Consider the following 20,177-nt stretch of genomic DNA (forward strand, 5'->3'; position numbering starts at 1 on the left):
AGTTCACGATAAAAAGTTCAGGCAATAAGTTCGCCTGAGCTAATAAAGAGGGCCGTAGGCAAGGCTAACGCTCCGGCTTTCATAGTCAATCATTCGATGGCTCGCGCCACCTTAGATCAGGGTTAACAACATGTATAAAAACATATTGATCACGACTGCAGCAGACAAGAATTCTAACATTGTGAAAAAAATAGAAGTCGCCAAAGCGCTGGCTGACGATGATGGACAAATAACCATCATCTCCGTCATGGAGCGTATTCCTCCTTATGTCGCGCCATCATTGCCTAGCGACTACGAAGAAACCACAACCCAACGTATGCAAAAAGCGATTAGCCAGAAAATTGGCAATCACAACTATAAAATCACCGTACTCAGTGGACACGCAGCTCACCAAGTACTCAAGTTTGCGAAAAAAAACGACATCGACTGCATTATTGTTTCATCTCACCGTCCCGGTTTTCAGGACTACTTCATGGGATCAACAGCTCTCACCATTGTTCGCCAAGCAGAGTGTTCGGTAACCGTCGTAAGGTAACAATATTGCATTAACTATCGGAGTGGCAGTGAAAATACCGCCCAATTACCTGAACAAGATAATTCGGCGGTTTTATTTACCGATGCAGTATTTTTATAAGCCCCTCTACGAAACCAGAAAAACGGTAAGAGTGTATGGACACCCACATTCAACTACTGGAAAAAATTATATTAATCAATTATCCACTTGGCATCATAACCCGTGGCCGCATCTCGAAATTTCAGAAAATAAATCTTCACTAAAACGTCTCTTCCCTTCAACTAACAACACGCGCAAACACAATGAATTAGACATAAAAGATTTAGTTATGATTTTAGAATATCGAAGAAAACCTCACCTGCTAATTCTAAAAAGGAGCTCACATGCTGGCTAGCATTGCAAACAAATTCTCAAGCTTTATCAACAGGTTCTTACCTGACGCATTTATTATTGCCGTGCTCATGACGCTATTAGTAATAGCTTTAGCATGGGGGCTAGACCCGCAGAATGGTGTACAGGTGATCTCATCGTGGGGCGATGGTTTCTGGGTATATATTGGCTTTACCATGCAGATGGTACTTCTACTGATGACAGGCATGACGCTGGCATCAGCTCCCAGCGTGAGCGCCTTGCTCACCCGTTTGGCAGGACAAGCCTCTGGCAAGCTAAAGCCCTACGCCCTAGTGTTTATAGCCTGTGCTATTGCCTATTACATCAATTGGGGGCTAGCCGTAATTGTCGGCGCGATACTGGCTAGAGAGGTTGGTCGTCAGAATGACCAAGTGCACTTCCCTCTATTAGTTGCAGCAGCCTATGCGCCAACCGCCCTTTATACCGCCGGGCTTTCCAGCTCAATTGGCCTCACTGTGGCGACAGAAGGCCACTTCATGGCAGAAGTGATGGGAGTGATCCCCACCACAGAAACCATGTTCTCTCCTGCCACGATCACCATCTTCCTCGCGCTGGCTATCACCATGCCCATCATCATCATCCTAATGGCACCCAAGAATGCCAGTAAGATCATCCCATGGTCAGGTAACAAGGAAGAAAATCATCATTCTGACAATCAAAATGATGGCAGCGACACCGAAAAAACACCCGCTTCAGTGTTGGAAAATAGCGGCTTTCTGGGCCGGGTGATGGGCATCATTGGTTTAGCCTATACAGTTTACCATTTTGCTACAGGAGCTGACCTCAACCTCAATATCATCAATCTACTGTTTCTTTCACTCGGACTGGTACTTCATCCTTCCTTGAAAGCCTTTTCGAACGCGTTCTCATCTTCCGCTAACGCTATATCCCCCATCATTCTTCAGTTCCCGTTTTATGCCGGTATCATCGCAGTGCTAAGCAGCTCTACCCTTGGCGACATGATCGTCACCGGTCTGACTGGCGTGGCTACCAGCGAGACATTCAACGTCTTTACTTATCTTTCTGCAGGACTGGTAAACATACTAGCACCCTCAGGGGGTGGACAATGGGCACTGCAAGGCCCCCTCCAGATTCCCGCAGCCATCTCTCTTGGGGTCGATCCAGCAACTACTGCTATGGCCGTCGGTTGGGGCGATGCTTGGACCAACCTGATCCAACCATTTTGGGCACTACCTATCCTCAGCGTAGTAGGCTTACATATCCGCCACATCATGGGGTACTGCATTCTGCTCTCTGTATGGGTCGGGATAGTTACCTCGATCTTGATCTACCTGCTTTACTAATTAAAAAACTGCGTTGAATTGAACTCTGGTTCAGCGCAGTTAATCCGCTTTCAGAGCATTCTACTACTGGCTACCAGGCCACCTGACGTTCTAGCTCGGCTCCTAAACGAAAGGTACCACTCGGCTGATCCACCTCTCTGTCAGACCCAGTGCCAAAATCGCTCAGTTATCTGTGTATTATTACTGAGCGATCCTAATTAACTACTGCGATTTTTCAAACACCGTGAGGTCTCATGGGCATCTGTATTCAGCCGCTGGAAAAACACTACATTGATGAGCTGGCAGCTTGGCATCATCGCCAATGGCAACATCTTGATCGTTCAGTGAATGAAAATACTCGGCGAACCGGGCTCGCCGCACATTGCACTACCACAGAGCTACCCATGACATTTATTGCTTTCGAAGGCGATGAACTGGTGGGTAATATCTGCTTAGTTGCAGAAGAAGTGTCCAATAGGCCGCAATACACGCCCTGGATCTCGCGAGTGTATGTCTCAACCGAGCATCGTGGTAAATCGATTGGTAGACGTTTGATTGAACATGCCAAGTCGGCTTTGCAGCAGCAAGGCCATCCTGAGCTCTACCTACTTACCGAAGATAAAGCTGACTACTATGCTCAACTGGGTTGGGAAAAGGTCGAGGAATATCAGCTCAATGGTCTCACCGTAGACATTATGAAAATCGCTCTTGCCAAGAACTGCTCTAAGTAGCCGTCATGTCGCCGCCCCAGCGTATTGATAGGGCGGCGTATAGCAAACACAATCAGCCGTCACGGTGACAGTGGCGATAGCTATCACTACCTCACTTATTGCCCAGCGACCTGACGCTCCAACTCAGCCTGAAGTTCAGTCCCAAGGCCTAAAGCACCACCCAACTGATCCAGCCAAGCACGTTCCATGGCATTTTGGTCATCAATCACCGCAACACTAATCAGGTACATTTCTCGCGCAGCCTGGGGCGAATCGGCCTGCGCTGCCAACGCCTGGGCATCTAGCGGCGCTTGAAGCTGGTGCTGAACCCAGTGGTTCATCTCATCATCGGCACCCAGTTGGCCAATTTGCTCGGTGATCAGGCTACGTTCCTGTTCATCAATGTGGCCATCAGCCCGCGCCGCCATAATCAGCGCCTGCAACAACGCCAGACTACGCTGCTCTTGAGGCTGCCCCTGAAGCTGCTCCATGGTTTGGCCCTGTTGCTCAGGCTGCCCATCACCACGGTTCTGCCAAGCCTTATACGCCAGCATACCGATGCCCGCGATGGCTCCATATTTAAGCGCACTCCCCCCCATGCTGCGGCCACGCTTACTACCAAGCAGCAAACCCAGCGCACCACCACCAAGCAGGCTGCCAACATCTAAGCCACCGCCACTCTTTCCCTGGTTCTGGCCCTGGCTTTGCCCGCTGGTGAACTGCGAGACAAGCCCGCCAACCATATCCGCCAAGCCGCCACCCTGCTGCCCCTGTGACTGACCACTGCCATTCCCCTGCTGCGGGTTCTGGCTGCCGCCCATCTGGTTCATCAACTGCTTCATAATGTAACTTGCGTTCATATGGTCATACTCCCTATGTGAAACGTTTGGTGCTCAATGGTCGCGTAACGGGTACTGAACAGTAATATACTATTGGCTATTCGCTGTCATAGCATGAACCATGCAAGATGAAACACAGGCAACTCAAGTGCCACAGTCTGCCCCACAATCACGACATTTTTTTTGCGGGCTCTTGAAGGGAAGCGGGATCTTCAGGGCATGCACTACCAAAAAAGCGATACACCACGACCTATTCTGCGAAATGACATCCCTGCTTCCACACTTAGGACAAGACGGCTCATTTTTACTCTCCGGCACAGACGACACAGAATCAAGAATAGCTGTGGCATCAGCCGCTGCACTGGGGGGAACCTGCAGACGAATACCACCTAAAGCCAACGTCACCGGCCAGTCGATCTGCGAATGCTCTTTGCTATGAAGAAATGCGGGAATCCCTGCACTCTCAAGCAAGCCGCGTGCAATCTCTGCCTCAATAGGATCCAAGTACCAGCCAACCGTTACCGGCGCAGAAGATGTTATCGTTCTGTTGTGGCGCATTCTGCTCAACCTATAGCTCACTAGCTAAATTTTAGATAAAAATTTAGCTTCCACCCAGGCGCTAAGCCAACGTATCAGTCGAGATAGCGGCGACCAAGTGCCCTGTTATATAAACGTGTTACCCTCTACAACCCTAGCTTTGCCCTTTCTATTGCGGCCTTAACAGCCGACAAGGCTTGAGGACTATTCTTCCAGCAAGTTGTCCTGAGCATAGACGCCACCCTCTCAGCAATTTCTTTTGGCTCATAGTTAGCCAACTCAGAAAAAGACGTTATACCTATTTCCTCAAAACGTTTAACTACCGCAGGCCCAACGCCTTTCACCTCCAGTAGTGCGGCCTTTTCTGATTCACTGAATGCCATATTGAGACTCCCTAAGCCACATAATGCCGGCATTTTCGGCTGCTTTGAAGCGTAGCGGAAAATCCAACGCCCTTGTTGACGCACTTGTTGACGCACTTGTTAGGTGTTTTTCAATTTTGAGCTGTAATTGCAAAAGAAATATTCTCTGTATTTTTATAAACACTTAATTCTGTAGTATTTGGATTGGTAAATTCTGCCATCACCCAATGAAACCCTTGAGAAGGTATCTTAATTTTGTGTACATAACTTATACCTCCTGAATTTACGGTTCCAGTGATTTCACAAGGCTGATCGAAGTAGGTGAGTATCAAGCTTTTGCTAGACTTAGAATCATAAAATCCTGTTAAACCTAGACTGTAGTTTACAAGTGGGTCATATGCATCGGTCCCGACCCTAAAAAACCTTGTGCTATTGGGTTTTATCAATAAGCCTTTTGTTGTCTCAGAATCAACGATCTTACTGGCGTGATTATCTAGCGAGGTGGTCATAGCATTCATATCTAAGGACAGTAGTTGATTTTGGGTCACTTGGTCGCTATAAATTACATCATTACCGCGAGGGCCAAAAATCTGTCCGGAGATTGCCGTGAAATATATATAGATTTCTTTGACACCTGGATGATGCATCTTGTCTTTATCAGGATTGAAAAAGTCAACTGTTATAGATAGCTCGTCAATTGGTCTAGAACCTGACTGTTTTGCCGAGACACTGGTACAACCAGTTACCAAGATAGTGATAATTATCAACGATATTAGTTTTTGGAAGGATATTTTCATATATTCACCTAACGAGGCTGTAGAAAAACCGATTTCGAGCCGTTCCCACTGCCTCTTGTCCTTATTCATTTATCCAGCCAGTCATCTAGCTGAGTCATCTTAATATCAGCATTTAGCCACTTAAGAACACAGCTAACGCTTGTTAAAGACGGCCTTCTTCTCTTAATCTTAAAAAGCAGCTTACCTCGCTCTAAGCCTTTCATGACGCGGCCAAGTGGCCGTAATTCGCCAACTTCTCTCTATTGTACACCAAGCAGTAAAGCTGCCACTGACCTTGTACGTTTTTCTTATTCCGAAGGCTGAAGCGGTTCAGTCTTTCCTTTGTGCCAATGTTGCCGAAGACGGGCCCCACGTCGGCTGGCACCGCTGCGATGGCGCTTTCCGTATTTGTCTTATGGAAAACTGACAAGTCGAGTTTATGCTCGATCAGGTAATGCGCTGCGTGCTCAAAGGTGCCTGGCTAGAGCTGGTCGTGGTAGTTGATTACCACCATGGCGTTCTGATCGTAGTTATAAACCTTGAAGCACCGCATGCTGACCACGCCTCGCCTGTTTCCTCAATCCTACCAAAAACCAGGTATCAAAGTAGTTTTTCTACAGCCTCAACGCCGTGTTCACCGGTAAATTACGAGCACAGCGAATAATTTATCCGCGTGCAGCACTTTGTTATGCGATTTCGTGTGTTAGTAATTTCTTAAATTCCGCTACAAGAAGACTTTCTCTTTCTTCTACGAATTGCCTGAAGTTTTCTAATGTAAGGTCAACATCTGGAATATAGTGTCTTTCCATATACGCTTTTCTATCATTTCTATCTGGATACTTTTCTTTTATCCAGACATGAAAATCCTTCCCTGATTTTTCTTGGTTAGGAACGCCATCAAGTAGCTGCAAATTGGCCAAATAATTAAAGTTTTCTAGATAAAACTCGATATCCTCGGCTTTGATTCCGCGCTTCTCAAGCCGTTTTCTCGTAAATAGCTTCTTTGGAAATATGTGGTCTTGATGAAACTTATTTCTGAAATCGAGCGATGGATAGATAAACGCAAGGGCGGAATAAGTGTATGCTCGCCCATATTGATAATACAAAAGATTGTCTATTTCATCATCATCAAATGATATTGCTTTAGTCCCGCCTTTCAATTTATTCACAATCTCAAGCAACGGAAAACCATCTTCAGAAGCATTGATGGCCTCACGAATCGGCCTAAGTACATTGTCAGGTTGCCCACTAAAAGTTCTTTTCAATAGCACCATCACTAGCCACTTGAAAATCTTTTTCCTGTCATCTAGATATTTGGATGATTCAGAGAAATTTTTTGGACTGCCAATCTTATATAAATACCCTGCTATTGGTATAAGGGCATTGTTTGAGGTTAATGTATCTCTGTGATAGCCAAGGCTTGAAATCAAAATAATTGCAGATTTGATTGCTTTCGTTATTTCATCCCATTGTTTCTCAATGGCAAGCATATTTTCTTGGTTAAAATTATCAACTTTAAATGCTATATCTCTAAATCCAGATATAACCAAGCAACTTTTCAAAACAAAATCTTTGTTAACATTAAAACCGTCGCCTATGGCATTTATTTCGTCAACAAACGCTGTAATTTCTTCTCTGGCATCTTTTTCTTTCCATTGCGCAGTGGCAATTGAAAGTAAAAGATCGGAATAGCTTAATTGTGTTCCGCCGCTATTGACGCGAATAAATATATTGAGAACTTTGTCTAAACTCTCTCCTCTTTCCAAGAAAAAGTTTACTGACTTGTTTTTGTGAATTACTTCGTACAACTTAAAAAGCGTTTTGTTAGCAAATCTAAACTTTTCTTTCCCATATTCCGAGACGTCATTTTCTAGAAGGTAATCATTAACATCAACTGCCTCTGTCAAATTAAGCACATCACCGACGACAAACCAGAAGTTTCGATCATCAGCTTTTTCTGACTCCTTTTTTGTTAGAAATTTAAACTCATATTCCAAGTCACCATCATCAGCAGGTGCAAGCAAGTTCAAGCAGAGTTTTCGTTTTGGGAATGCAGAATCATTGTCCCACCTCTTACGTGGGAGTTTATAAGCATAGGTTCCTTTTAACCCAACATATAGCGATGTCAGTCGTTGCTGCCCATCCAAAATCGCAGTAATACCAGATTCCCCATCAATATTTGCTTTTGGATTGTGGGTATTGTCCCTTTCATGATATTCACGAACAAATTCATAGAATTGGTAGTTATCGATATTGGCTTTCTCTACCTCCCAAAACAAGAATGAACTTATTGGGTAGTCCCTCATTAATGAGTCAAAGAGTCGTTCTATCTGATCTGCCCCCCAAACAAACTCACGCTGAATGGCTGGGAGTAAATAGTTTTTCTTGTGTACATTATCAATCGCGTCTTTTATCGTGATTGGCTCTACAAACGCCATTTAACACACTCCATCTGATTTATTGGCATAACGCACGCATTTGCGGCTGGTTTGGAGCGCAGCGGAAAACCAGTCCGACAACATGCGTTTGTTAGGCATGTTCTTCCCCAATACTTTGGAGTAACGCTGAATACTGGTCTGGATCTTTTTCTTCAATTTTTCGTAATATAAAACTCGCCGTTGTCTTCATCTCAGGAACATCAATGGGCAAAACACTTCTCTCAAAGACACCCGCCAAATGGGAGAATTCATTATTGATGCGATCCGTTAATGACGCAGCCAATGCATCATCACCGAAAAAGCGCGCCAATTTGTCATCTTTTTCTACTGCATTTGGGTACTTGTAGTACAAAAAGGCCTCTAGAAACTTTCGCGCATTGTTCCCGAAGTTGTAGTAGCAATCATGATTTTCATCGCCGTCTACCTGGGCATGGGCACACTTATAAATTTGATGAAACAGGAAATTGAACTCTGTGACGTAGTCTTTCAGGTATCGAGGCATCAGCGTAATATCACTGACTTGATCTGTTCGAGTAATTATAAAATATTGAGACTTATTTTTATTCAACGCACCGGGGAGTCGCTTCAGATACTTCAAAAAATCCAAGCTGTGGGTTGAAATAAATAACTGTTTAAAACAATCACGTTCTTTTATCTCACCACCATCTTCATATTTCTCTGGCGTTACAATCTCAGCATTAATAAGGCTATAAACGAAAAAGATATGATTTGCATCCAAGCTGGAGATAGGATCGTCGATCCATATGATCGGCTGGTTGCCTTTAGTTTCTATGTCATCAAGTTTAGCCATGAAGTAACAGAAGGCTATCAAACTACATTCACCTTCACTTAGGTGGAATGCTTTTTTGTCATTTCTGGTTACCTCAAATCGGTACCCAGATGATGAATCCCCTGGGATTGCTTCAATAGCTTTGAGTGAAAGATTCTGATGACCGAAGAAATTATTTAAATAATCATTTACACGGTCAGCGCCCTTGCTTTCATCTTTAAGTTGAGCCTTTAGTTCAGCTATTTTCTCTCGTTTTTTATCAACCTCTTCTTTTTCCGAGTTTCTAGCCTCCTTCGCTAAGCCCATAGCCTCATTCAGTGATTCAATGGCCGTATTCTCTTCTTCATACTTTATATCAGTTATGAATGTAAAAACCTCATGGAGGCGTAACGCTCCACGAGCTTCAGATTGATCAGAGCTTAGTGAAGCTGTAAGCTTGTTAGATTCGTTTCTGAGTTGCTCATACAAGTCCCTGACCGCCTTCAAATTTTTTTCAACCGACTCAGGCGTATTGAATTCAAGAGGTGTGAAAATATCATCTCTTCGTCTTTCGATCTGTTCTTTTATCGAATCCAGACTATCAATGTAAGACGTTGATAGGGTCGACCACTGTTCTGTCAGCGAATCCAAGTCGGCTGTGTAGTTAGAGTAGAAATCCGAGTTTTTTACTTTCAGTAAATTAGGAACTCTGGATCGCTCACCTTCAATTGACCCAAGCAGGGTTTCCAGTGCTTGACGAAGTGCTTCAGACTCCTGATTAAAATGCTTGTCCAGCTTCTGCCACAAATCTTCAGGAAGGTCGCTGCCACAAAATGCACACTTATCTCTTTTATGTTGATGGTGGCCCCGACCAGTCCGTACCCACGTTGCCAGAGCAGCATCGTTTAGCAACTCCTGAATTGGTTCAGATGCCTGAATCTTTTTTTCGACTAATTCTTTAGCCTTTGAAGCGATTACAGAGTATTGGAGATTGAAAGTCGTTGATTCAGGGATTTCCGGTTTGGGTTCTTCTCTGAGGAGGTCATGAAACTTGCCTACTTGCTCATCAGTAAGCGGAGAGCAAGTGTCTTTGGTAACAGCCGAGATGTCTGCCTTTATTTTAGAAACATTGTAGTTGGCATCACCAAACGTTTTATTATGCTTGATTCCAGTACCTGATTTATTGGCTTTATCACGTAATTTTCCTTCCAATTCTGACGACTTGTCGCCATGGTCTTTTTGGGCTTTTTTGAAGCTCTCCTCAGCACCGAGTAAATCCCCAAGCAATCCAGACTTGTTCTCTTCGTTGCCAAGTTCGGTTTCATGTTTTTCGATTTCCTCCTCAAGCTTTGTATTGTCTTCCCCTAATATAGCGAAGGAATTGATGGTCTGTTCATCATCCACAATGAAACGCAGATTGTCCCGGACAAAGTCCTCATTGAATACCCGAACGACTTGACCATGATTACTTAGTGAATTTTGCGTTGCAGTGCTACCGCCATCAAAAGACACCCGAAACTCGGGCGAACTATATTTCTCTGAGATACAACCAGTTTCCAAAGCTCGAATGATTCGAGAAAGCGTTGTTTTTCCAGAGTAATTGCGTCCATACAGAATATTTAGGCTTTTAAATTCTGCGATCTTATTCCCTGTATCTCGCACGGATGATGACCACTGAAAATCATCGTAGACAGCCACACCTTTTATTGAGTCTATTTTTTTAATGTGTCCGCTCATGCATATCCTTTTTGAAGATTCCTAACGCCCCAATATGCCGACGAAACGAGCACAGCGAGTTGAGGTCGGAATAATTGGCTTGTTAGCTTTCACTTCTACCAACTTGTTTTGCTATTTGCCCACTCAAAGAAAAATGAACCTCGATGTCTGTTGGGTTAATATTGCTAAGCTTATATTCACCACCTAATAAATAAGGCTGCATTAAACTATATATTTGACCGTTAGATAATACTTTGCCAGATTGAATTAAATCACCGACCATTTTCACAGCAAAACACTCAACAACAAATTCTTTGTCTGATAGAAGTTCGTTAAACTGTTCAGGTGACTCAGCTACCTTAGAAAATCCTGCTCCGCCAGTATCTAACCACCAAACTTCTCCATTTTCGACATGCTGTACAAAGGCGTCACCAGACGCTGACATCAGAATTGGTAAGAATTTACCCTCTAAAAGCCACTCCCAATCATTGAGTAATGAGTCTTGATTTAGATGAGAAAAATTTACGGTTAAATCATTCAGGGTCATCGACACTTCCTGTGAAAGCTAACAGTGATTAGACTGCGCGTCCTGATATTGGATAAACAACCATGCGCGTTCAACAATATTATCCGACGCGCGTCATTTCCTCCAACTCATTGATTTTTCCGGCACTTGAATATAGCTCGGCCACCTGTTCAGAATTCGCACGCTGGTGCGTTTTTCTGCCTTGCCAGGGGGCTAGTCGCAGCACGGTGTATTACCCAATGCTTAACCCCTACCCCAACAGCAGCGAGTCGTCGTCTACTTCCTGGCCGCGAGCGCGTTCGAACAGTTTGAGCAGGTCGGCTACGTCTAGCCCTTCTCGCTGTTCGCCTTTTACATCAAAGGCAACTTCGCCTTGATCCATCATTACGGTTCGGTCGCCTACGTCTAGCGCTTGGCGCATGCTGTGGGTGACCATTAGCGCGGTTAGCTGCTGTTCGCGGATGATATCTGCCGATAGCGTTAACACGAAGCTGGCGATGCGTGGGTCGAGTGCTGCGGTGTGTTCGTCGAGCAGCAGGATTTCCATCGGCTGCAGTGCGGCCATTAATAAGCTGACGGCTTGGCGCTGGCCGCCTGACAGCAACCCGATACTGTCGTGAAGGCGGTTTTCCAAGCCCAGCCCAAGGCGAGCCAGGTTTTCCTGCAGGCGACCGCGCAGTCTGGTGTCTAAGGCGCTACGCAGCCCTCGGCGGCGGCCACGCGCGCAAGCCAACGCCATGTTTTCTTCAAGCGTTAACGTGCCGCAGGTACCCGCTAGTGGGTCTTGATACACCCGTGCCACCAGGTCAGCACGTTTGAAGGCTGGCAGTCGGGTCACATCACGCTCACCGATTTTGACTTGGCCTGGCTCAGCAAGCACCTCACCCGCCAACACGTTAAGCAGCGTCGATTTACCTGCCCCGTTACCCCCAATCACCGTAACGAATTCACCACTTTCAATACGCAGGTCAATGCCACGCAACACATGGTTTTCCAACGGCGTACCAGGGTTAAATGTCACATGGATATTGTTGAGCTCAATCATGCTACGCGCCTCCGGCGACGGAGTTTAGGCAATACCAGCGCCAGCCCTACAAGTACGGCAGTCACTAAGTTGAGGTCCTGGGCTTTGAGGCCGATGAAGTCAGCGTTGAGCGCCACGGCAACCATTAAGCGATAAAGAATCGAACCGAACAGGCAGGCGAGTGTTGCCACCAGTATGCTGCGCCCGGGAATCAACGATTGGCCACCAATCACCGCCGCCAGGCCGACCACAATAGTGCCTACGCCCATGGTGACATCAGCACTTCCCTGGCTTTGAGCAAACAGCGCCCCACCCAGTGCAACCAGGGCGTTAGATAAGGCCATGCCGGCAACCACCATCACTGAGGTATTGATACCATTACCTGACGCCATGCGGGAGTTCTCGCCGGTCGCACGCATCGCTAAGCCGGCTTCACTATTCAGAAAGCGATTCAGCAGGAAGGTGATAAACAACAGCCCGATACCAATAGCAATCGGGAATGCCACATAACGGCTAACCGGTAGCGATTCCAACGGCACAAAAATCGTCGGCTCAGTCAGCAGTGCGATATTGGGCCGCCCCATGATGCGCAGGTTAATCGAGTACAGCGCTATCATCGACAGAATCGAAGCAAGCAGGTTGAGAATCTTGAGCTTCACAGCCATCCAGGCGGTTACCGTACCCGCCATAGCACCAGCAATCATGGCAAGCCCTGTGCCCAGCCATGGATTACCACCGCCAACAATCCATACGGCGGCAACGGCGGCTCCCAGAGGGAAGCTGCCATCCACTGTTAGGTCGGGGAAGTCAAGTACGCGAAACGACAGGTAAACGCCGAGTGCGACAAAGCCAAAAATGAGCCCGAGTTCTAGGGCTCCAAGAAATGCAATAAGACTCATGAGGATATCCGCTGGTTCAGTCGCTAGTTCACTCGATTATCTCGACCGCGCGTTCTTGAAGCTCGGCAGGAATCTCATAGCCAATTGCCTCAGCAGCACTGCTGTTGACGATCAATTCCAGTTTTTCAACTGTTCCAACGGGAATGTTACCCGGGTCTTCGCCGTCGATAATACGTGCCACCATTTCACCCGTTTGGCGGCCCATGTCGTAATAGCTGAAGCCCAGTGATGCCAGTGCGCCGCGTGCCACAGATGAGTTATCACCCGTAAACACGGGAATATCCGCGTCATAGCCAACGCGCACAACGCTTTCCAGTGCCGACACCACGGTGTTGTCGACCGGCACATAGATCGCATCAGCACGTCCCGCCAGGCTGCGAGCCGCTCCCATGACTTCGGATGTGCGCGATGCGGTAACGTCAACCAGCGTGAAGCCCATGTCTGGCGCTAATGTTTCCAGCGCTTCAACCTGAGACACTGAGTTGGCTTCACCTGGGTTATAAATCACGCCCAACGATTCAGCCTCGGGGAACATCTCACGAATTAACTGCAGCTGAGCCTTCAGCGGCGGTGCATCTACAACACCGGTAATATTGGCCCCGGGGCTGTCCATGTCAGCAACCAACTTAGCCAACAGCGGATCTGTCACTGCAGTAAATACAATGGGAGCGGTCTTAGGCATTACCGCCGCTGCTGACTGAGCCGTTGGCGTACTAATCGCCAGCAACACGGTTGGTGGTTCACCCGCAAATTTACGCGCAATTTGAGCCGCAATTGCGGTATCGCCCTGAGCATTTTCGAAAATCACATCAAGATTGTCATCTTCGATGTAACCACGCGCTTTCAGCTCATCCAGCACGCCTTGTCGACTGGCGTCTAACGCCGGGTGCTCAACAATTTGAGTAATGCCCAAGGTGACGGTGTCTTGTGCCTGATCCTGGTCCTGAGCCTGAACCTGAACAGCACTTGCCAGCATCAAAGACCCCAGAACCGCGCTTAGTATGGTACGCCGCATAGGTTACTCCCTTTAAATCGCTACCCGTAAACCGTTAGCAATGAACAGCCTGAAAATGGCCGGCAAAATGCCGACCATGTTATTTTTCTAATAGCTGAACAATAGCGCGTTCAGGCAGCTCCGCCAATGCCACGCCACACTCGATGACACGATGACAAATATTACGACAGCGCGATCCATACGCTTTTGAGGCTTGAGTACTCTTCAAGCGAGTGATGCGACTTGTCACGCCCGTTACCCGATTGCTTAACCCCACCAAAGGGCACCGACTGGTCACCACCGGCCCAGTTATTGACGAACACTTGGCCAGACTGCAAGCGACGTGTAACGCGCATGACTCGGTCAATATCCTGGCTCCACAACCCAGCCGCCAGGCCATAGTCACTGTCGTTAGCCATGGCTATCGCTTGCTCTTCGGTGTCAAAGCCAAATACTGACAACACAGGCCCAAAAATTTCTTCACGGCCTATTGCCATTTCATCGGTTACGTCGTCAAACACCGTGGGGGCAATGAACAACCCAGAGTCCGACTGCCCTTCACCACCAGCACGCAGCGTTGCGCCTTCTTCTACACCACGACGGATATAGCCAAGAATACGCTGATACTGCGTATCATCAACAATCGCACCCATGAAACTGTCGGGGTCGAGTGGGTCACCAGGCTGCATAGACGCCACCGCCGCCAGCACCTTATCAACGAAGGTCGCGCGAATTGTGTTCTCAACCAACAGCCGTGAGCCGGCAATACACACTTCGCCCTGGTTATGAAATATCGCGGCAGCCGCATGTTGCGCAACACGCTCTAGGTCTTTGCAGTCAGCGAACACAATATTCGGGCTCTTGCCGCCACACTCCAAGTACAGCCGCTTAAGGTTGGACTGCCCCGCGTACTGCGTCAGGAGCTTACCTACGCCGGTGGAGCCAGTGAACGCTAGGCAATCAACCTCCATGGATAACGCCAGCGCTTTACCGACGGTATGCCCAAAGCCCGGCAATACCTGGAAAACACCGCGAGGAATTCCAGCCTCTTGCGCCAGCTCAGCCAAGCGTAAGGCTGACAGCGGAGACTTCTCTGACGGTTTCAGAATCACGCTATTACCTGCAGCAAGCGCAGGCGCAATCTTCCAGGCTGTCATCATCAGCGGAAAGTTCCACGGCACAATAGAGGCCACGACACCTAGCGGCTCACGCAGCACCAACGCTAGGCTGTCCTCTCCGGTTGGCGCCACTTCACCATACAGTTTGTCAATCAGTTCCGCCTGGTAGCGCATGCAGCCAATGGCACCAGACAGATCACCCAGCGCACTGTTAATCGGTTTCCCCATATCTAACGTATCAAGCAACGCCAGCTCGTTTTTATGGGTTTGCATCAAGTCGGCCAACTTAAGCAGCACTTGTTTGCGTTTAGCGGGTGCCATACGCGACCAGGCCCCCTTATCAAACGCCTCCCGCGCCACCTTAACGGCTTGGTCAGCATCGGCTTGATCACAACTGGCCACCTGAGCAAGCACGTCTCCCGTTGCGGGATTAATGGTAGCGAACGTTTCACCACTCGCTGCATCGACAAACTGGCCATCCACAAAGGCACGACGCTCAAACTCTAGGGAAGCCGCTAGTGTCTGCCAGTCAGCAAGGGTAGTTGGAGAGTGAGAGAGATCCATACGAGTTGCTCCTGTCATAAAAAATGTTAGCCATGTTGCCATGCTGGCTTAGCTATTTACTGCTAATAAAACGTGTGTCATTCACGCAGTCTTTACTGCGACGGAAGCAAGCGACGTGCGGTTTCATCCAGCGCATGTCGCGCCAAGTTAACCAGCTCATCAATCTCCCCGCGAGTAATGACTAGCGGAGGAGAAATAATCATGGTGTCACCGACCGAGCGCATCACTAACCCACTGTTAAAGCACAGATCGCGACATACACTGCCCGCTGCGAGTGATTCGTCGAAACGCTCACCCGTTTGCTTGTTGGCCACCAGTTCTAAGGCGCCCATCAGGCCTAATGAGCGTGCCTCACCCACTAGCGGGTGATCAGCCAGCGTGGACCAGCGCTCAGCCAGATAGGGCCCCAGGTCATCGCGGACTCGTTCCACAACGCCCTCTGCTTCCAGCAATTCCAGATTCTTCAATGCCACGGCAGCACAGGCGGGGTGCCCAGAGTAAGTAAAGCCATGGTAGAACTCGCCCCCGTCGTTGATCAGGGTATCAGCCACACGATCACCGACCAGTACACCGCCGATAGGTAAGTAGCCCGACGACAACCCCTTGGCTATCGGCATCAAATCCGGCGTCAAACCGTAATGCTGGCTGCCAAACCACTCGCCCAGTCGCCCAAAGCCGCAAATGACTTCGTCGGCGACTAACAGAATGTCATACTTGGCCAGCACCTCGTTCACTGCTGGCCAATAACTTTCTGGCGGCATAATTGCGCCACCCGCGCCCTGTACCGGCTCAGCAATAAAAGCGGCAACGTTTTCTTCGCCCAGTTCAAGAATTTTTTCTTCCAGCGCAGCCGCACATTCTCGCCCGAACGCGTCTGGCGTCATATCGCGCCCCTCAGCGAACCAATACGGTTGACGAATATGGGTAATACCCGGCACACAGGGGCCGCCCTGCTCGTGCATCGGCGCCATCCCGCCCAGACTCATACCCGCCACCGTAGAGCCGTGATAGCCATTTTTTCGACCGATCACCCACTGCTTTTCAGGTTTTCCTTTAATGGCCCAATAGCGCCGCACCATACGCAACACGGTGTCATTCGCTTCTGAGCCTGAGCCGGTAAAAAACACCCGATTCATGTGCGCCGGTGCCAGTTGGCAAAGTTTCTCAGCCAACGCTACCGCTGGCGGATGAGTGGTTTTGAAGAAGCTATTGTAATAAGGCAGCTGTTCGAGCTGGGCCGCTGCCGCCTCAACCAGCTCTTTTCGGCCATAGCCAATGTTAACGCACCACAGCCCGGCCATGCCGTCGAGAATACGGTTCCCTTCGCTATCGTAGATATACACACCATCGGCCTGTGTCACGACACGGCTACCCTCTTCGCTCAACGACTTAAAGTCAGTAAACGGGTGCATGTAATGATCACGATCGAGTTGCTGCAAGCGAGCAGTCTCTTGATGAGCCATAAGGCAACCTCCGAAAAAACACAGCAGATGTTATTGATTGCTCAACATATCGACAGCCAAGGCATGTTGCCAGCCCTTTTTCAAAATCTTTGCAAAAACCACTCTAACCAATTGATATTAAAGCAATAGAAAAATTCATTTTATCGACAATATTAATTTTTAATGACAAAAAACTTGACGAAATATCTATTCAGACGCCACATTGTTGCTTCATAAACAACACTTAGCTTTACCACAACCCATAACTCATGATGGCGGACGGGGAGACAACAATGAAAAACCGCACATTAGGGCGTGCCACCTTACTGCTCGCTCTACTGCTGATGACACTGACCACCGGCGCCGAGGTTCGAGCCGCACCCCAGCTAGAAGCCCCCGATGTTGTCCTGCGCGGCCTGCCTTTCAGCATTAATGTTCAAGAACTCCCTGGCGATGGCCCCTACAACGCCATTATTGGCGACCAACGTCTAAGCGTCAGCCTTGATGGCCAAGGGGGGGGCATCATCGAAAACATACAGGTAGACGATGCCAGCACCACGCTGACGATTGTCGACCCCAGCGGGGGCGTAGTGGCAGGTCTAGAAATACAGGCAATCTTTGCCTGGCTATCGCTACTGCCCGCACTGGTTGCCATTGTTCTTGCACTGGTTTTTCGGCAAGTCATCATGGCGCTATTCGTCGGTATTTTGCTGGGCGGGTGGATTTGGCACGGAATGGATGCTGCCGCCTTGGCTAGCGCATTTGGCGACTCAGTCAACGTACATGTGCTGGAGGCTGCCAGCGACAGTGAGCACATGTCTATCGTTCTGTTCTGTCTTTTGATTGGCGGCATGGTAGGCATCGTATCGCGTAATGGCGGTACTCAAGGCATCGCGCAGCGCATTTCACGCGTGATTCGTGGCCGCCGCCAAGCGCAGACCTCAACGTTTCTTCTGGGTATTGCCATCTTTTTCGACGATTACGCCAACGCGTTGATTGTGGGCAACACCATGCGTGCCATTACCGACAAAATGGCCGTTTCCCGCGCCAAGCTCGCCTATATTATTGACAGCACCGCTGCGCCAGTTTCAGCCATTATGCTAGTCAGCACTTGGATCGGCTTTCAGGTGGGGCTGATCAGTGAAGCCATGAGCCAGATTAGCGACTGGAACGAGTCTGCCTACTCCGTTTTCGTCAATGCTATCCCCTACAACGCCTATCCCATTCTCACCTTGGCCTTTGTGCTCATGACCACCTGGCTGGGTCGAGACTTCGGCCCTATGCTTAGCGCTGAGCGCCGCGCCGTTGCTGCAGGCGGTAGACGCACACCACTTAGCAACCGTGAAGCCATCGTCGAAGAAGCAGAAATCACCACGAAGCCTGGCGTTCCCATTCGAGCCGTGAATGCTATCGTGCCGATGTTAATTCTCGCTGGCATCACACTGGGTGGCATCTATACCACTGGCGTGGCAGCGCTTGGGCCAGGCGAACACAGCCTGAAAGATATCTTTGGTGAAGGCGACTCTTTCAGCTCCATGATGTGGGGGTCGCTGGCGTCTTGTGTGGTGGCTGTCATTATGACGCAAAGCCAACGACTAATGCGCATGACCGAAACCAACCATTACTGGTTTGAGGGTGTAAAATCGATGCTGTTACCCATCACTATTCTGATGATGGCGTGGGCATTAGCAAACGTGAACGAGACTCTACAGACCAGCGACTTCCTGGTTGCAGCTCTGGGTGACAGCCTTAGCCCTAAATGGCTACCTACCGCAATTTTCATCTTGGCAGGATTTACAGCCTTCGCCACTGGGTCGTCCTGGGGCGTAATGGGCATCATGATACCGCTGGTGGTCCCTCTTGCGTGGGCTGTGCTAGAGCAAAATGGCATGAGCAACACGCCTGAAGGCATGCCGATTCTCTATGCCTCTGTTGCCTCAGTGCTTGCAGGTGCCGTATGGGGTGATCACTGCTCGCCTCTAGCAGATACCACGCTGCTCTCCGCTATGGCGAGCGGCTGCGACCTGGTAGAGCATGTGCGCACTCAGTTGCCCTACGCGATGCTGGTAGGTGCTGTATCACTGACCTTCGGCACTCTAGCTGTCGGCTATGGCATCAGCTGGTGGCTAGGGCTACCCATAGGCGCAGCGGTACTGCTAGGCGTTCTTTTACTCGTCGGCAGACGCCCTGAGAAACACCCCGAAGCCGCTCACGCCTCAGCACACTCGCTAAACTGATTCTCAGGCACGCGACGTCACACAACAAGGCCCGTGGCTTTCACCACGGGCCTTGTTGTATTTTTTTTATCAACTAGTTGCACACTATTGATAAAATCAACACAGCCTGCTCATAAGCTATCAATAGCGCAGAAGCATCATCTCAGAAATACCATCTCAGAAGCATCATTGAAGAGACGCTATCTATCCCGCGGGTTATTGAGCCTTTGCGCAGGCGTCAGCAAACCCTTTAAAAATGGCGTCGTACAAAGGATGCTCCTTAGGCTGCCACTCAGGATGCCACTGCACGCCCAGCGTAAATGCGCTGGCATCAGTCACCGAAACCGCTTCAATTAAGCCATCTGGCGCCAGCCCTTCAATCGTTAACCCGTCACCCAGCCGGTCAATTCCCTGCTGGTGCAGCGAGTTTACGGTTGCATGAAGCGCAGGGTATAACCCTGCAAGCACGCCCCCCGATTCAATCGTTAACTCATGCACTGGCACATACTGTAGCTCGGTCGGTTTACCCTTAGGCTCGCGATGATCAAGCTTGCCTGGCTGGTTCTGTACTGCCTGATAAAGCGTGCCGCCAAACGCCACGTTAAGCTCTTGAAAACCTCGGCAAATGCATAACAACGGCATGCCAAGTGCTAAACTTGCCGGCAGCCAGCTTAACGCTGAAGCATCTCTGTGCAGGTCGTCACGGGTATTTTCTGGCGCGCGCTCAGCACCATATCGGTCAGGCGCAACATTGGTATGACTCCCCGTCAGCAGCAGACCATCAAAATGAGAGAGCAGCCGCTCAGCATCCCCTTCATCGATATCTTCCCATACCGGCAGCACAACAGGGTCCAACCCATAAGCACGCAGAGCACTCAGGTATTTATCTGTCACCATATGAGCAGGATGACCTTCGACATCACGACGACAGGCAATCACTGCCACCAAGGGGCGGTTTTGCATGAAAATCTCCTCAGGCGTGTCAAACACTGTAGGCAGACAGCTGCCACAGCTGCTGAAAAGCCTCATCGAGTGGCGT

At 48.8% G+C, this 20,177-nt stretch carries 18 protein-coding genes and 1 pseudogene; 4 read left to right on the forward strand and 15 right to left on the reverse strand.

Annotated elements, in window-relative coordinates:
- The first annotated feature begins 130 nt into the window (after positions 1-130).
- The 3 genes from H616_RS0108950 (at position 131) to H616_RS0108960 (ending at position 2,939) form a co-directional block, all read left to right on the forward strand.
- Positions 131-535 carry a universal stress protein gene (locus H616_RS0108950; protein WP_027967067.1) on the forward strand — a complete coding sequence of 135 codons (405 nt, stop codon included), beginning with the start codon at positions 131-133 and terminating at the stop codon, positions 533-535.
- 362 nt (positions 536-897) lie between these two features.
- Complete coding sequence (locus H616_RS0108955; protein WP_027967068.1) at positions 898-2,229, forward strand: short-chain fatty acid transporter; 1,332 nt, start codon at positions 898-900, stop codon at positions 2,227-2,229.
- A gap of 233 nt (positions 2,230-2,462) precedes the next feature.
- Entirely contained in the window at positions 2,463-2,939 is a 477-nt protein-coding gene (locus tag H616_RS0108960) for a GNAT family N-acetyltransferase (protein WP_027967069.1), read from the forward strand.
- Between the two features lie 95 nt (positions 2,940-3,034).
- Here the strand turns inward: H616_RS0108960 and H616_RS0108965 are convergent, their stop codons facing one another.
- From H616_RS0108965 to H616_RS0109015, 14 genes and pseudogenes are all read right to left on the reverse strand, one after another.
- Positions 3,035-3,778, reverse strand: a complete 744-nt coding sequence (locus tag H616_RS0108965) for a tellurite resistance TerB family protein (protein WP_027967070.1) — start codon at positions 3,776-3,778, stop codon at positions 3,035-3,037.
- A 123-nt stretch (positions 3,779-3,901) separates the two neighbouring features.
- A complete protein-coding gene (locus tag H616_RS15415; RefSeq protein WP_084155795.1) occupies positions 3,902-4,315 on the reverse strand; it encodes a putative signal transducing protein in 414 nt (137 codons plus the stop codon).
- A 125-nt stretch (positions 4,316-4,440) separates the two neighbouring features.
- Entirely contained in the window at positions 4,441-4,677 is a 237-nt protein-coding gene (locus tag H616_RS0108970) for a helix-hairpin-helix domain-containing protein (protein ID WP_027967071.1), read from the reverse strand.
- A 110-nt stretch (positions 4,678-4,787) separates the two neighbouring features.
- The gene (locus tag H616_RS0108975; protein ID WP_027967072.1) at positions 4,788-5,522 is read right to left on the reverse strand and encodes a hypothetical protein; all 735 of its coding nucleotides are present in this window, start codon (positions 5,520-5,522) and stop codon (positions 4,788-4,790) included.
- A gap of 130 nt (positions 5,523-5,652) precedes the next feature.
- Complete coding sequence (locus H616_RS15560; protein ID WP_205619078.1) at positions 5,653-5,817, reverse strand: transposase; 165 nt, start codon at positions 5,815-5,817, stop codon at positions 5,653-5,655.
- Positions 5,818-5,847: 30 nt separating this feature from the next.
- Positions 5,848-5,985: pseudogene (locus tag H616_RS15805) on the reverse strand (transposase); the annotation flags it as partial.
- A gap of 133 nt (positions 5,986-6,118) precedes the next feature.
- Positions 6,119-7,870 (reverse strand): GmrSD restriction endonuclease domain-containing protein, encoded by a 1,752-nt coding sequence (locus H616_RS0108980; RefSeq protein ID WP_027967073.1) that lies wholly within the window; start codon positions 7,868-7,870, stop codon positions 6,119-6,121.
- A 91-nt stretch (positions 7,871-7,961) separates the two neighbouring features.
- On the reverse strand, positions 7,962-10,376 hold the full coding sequence (locus H616_RS0108985; RefSeq protein ID WP_027967074.1) for an AAA family ATPase: 2,415 nt from the start codon (positions 10,374-10,376) through the stop codon (positions 7,962-7,964).
- Positions 10,377-10,458: 82 nt separating this feature from the next.
- Positions 10,459-10,902 carry a T6SS immunity protein Tdi1 domain-containing protein gene (locus H616_RS0108990; protein WP_027967075.1) on the reverse strand — a complete coding sequence of 148 codons (444 nt, stop codon included), beginning with the start codon at positions 10,900-10,902 and terminating at the stop codon, positions 10,459-10,461.
- 229 nt (positions 10,903-11,131) lie between these two features.
- Entirely contained in the window at positions 11,132-11,926 is a 795-nt protein-coding gene (locus tag H616_RS0108995; RefSeq protein WP_027967076.1) for an ABC transporter ATP-binding protein, read from the reverse strand.
- Positions 11,923-12,804 (reverse strand): ABC transporter permease, encoded by an 882-nt coding sequence (locus tag H616_RS0109000; RefSeq protein WP_027967077.1) that lies wholly within the window; start codon positions 12,802-12,804, stop codon positions 11,923-11,925. Before H616_RS0109000 ends, H616_RS0108995 begins: the two co-directional genes overlap by 4 nt.
- 28 nt (positions 12,805-12,832) lie before the next feature.
- On the reverse strand, positions 12,833-13,819 hold the full coding sequence (locus tag H616_RS0109005; protein WP_027967078.1) for an ABC transporter substrate-binding protein: 987 nt from the start codon (positions 13,817-13,819) through the stop codon (positions 12,833-12,835).
- 161 nt (positions 13,820-13,980) lie between these two features.
- On the reverse strand, positions 13,981-15,480 hold the full coding sequence (locus tag H616_RS0109010) for an aldehyde dehydrogenase (RefSeq protein WP_035572789.1): 1,500 nt from the start codon (positions 15,478-15,480) through the stop codon (positions 13,981-13,983).
- 92 nt (positions 15,481-15,572) lie between these two features.
- Positions 15,573-16,943 carry an aspartate aminotransferase family protein gene (locus H616_RS0109015; protein ID WP_027967080.1) on the reverse strand — a complete coding sequence of 457 codons (1,371 nt, stop codon included), beginning with the start codon at positions 16,941-16,943 and terminating at the stop codon, positions 15,573-15,575.
- 272 nt (positions 16,944-17,215) lie between these two features.
- Here H616_RS0109015 and H616_RS0109025 point away from each other — a divergent pair, with 272 nt between their 5' ends.
- A complete protein-coding gene (locus tag H616_RS0109025; RefSeq protein ID WP_027967081.1) occupies positions 17,216-19,159 on the forward strand; it encodes a Na+/H+ antiporter NhaC family protein in 1,944 nt (647 codons plus the stop codon).
- A gap of 195 nt (positions 19,160-19,354) precedes the next feature.
- On the opposite strand, the gene H616_RS0109030 is transcribed toward H616_RS0109025, so the two are convergent.
- Entirely contained in the window at positions 19,355-20,101 is a 747-nt protein-coding gene (locus H616_RS0109030; protein ID WP_027967082.1) for a gamma-glutamyl-gamma-aminobutyrate hydrolase family protein, read from the reverse strand.
- Between the last annotated feature and the right edge of the window lie 76 nt (positions 20,102-20,177).

This window comes from Halomonas halocynthiae DSM 14573 (assembly GCF_000425725.1).
Classification (GTDB): domain Bacteria; phylum Pseudomonadota; class Gammaproteobacteria; order Pseudomonadales; family Halomonadaceae; genus Halomonas; species Halomonas halocynthiae.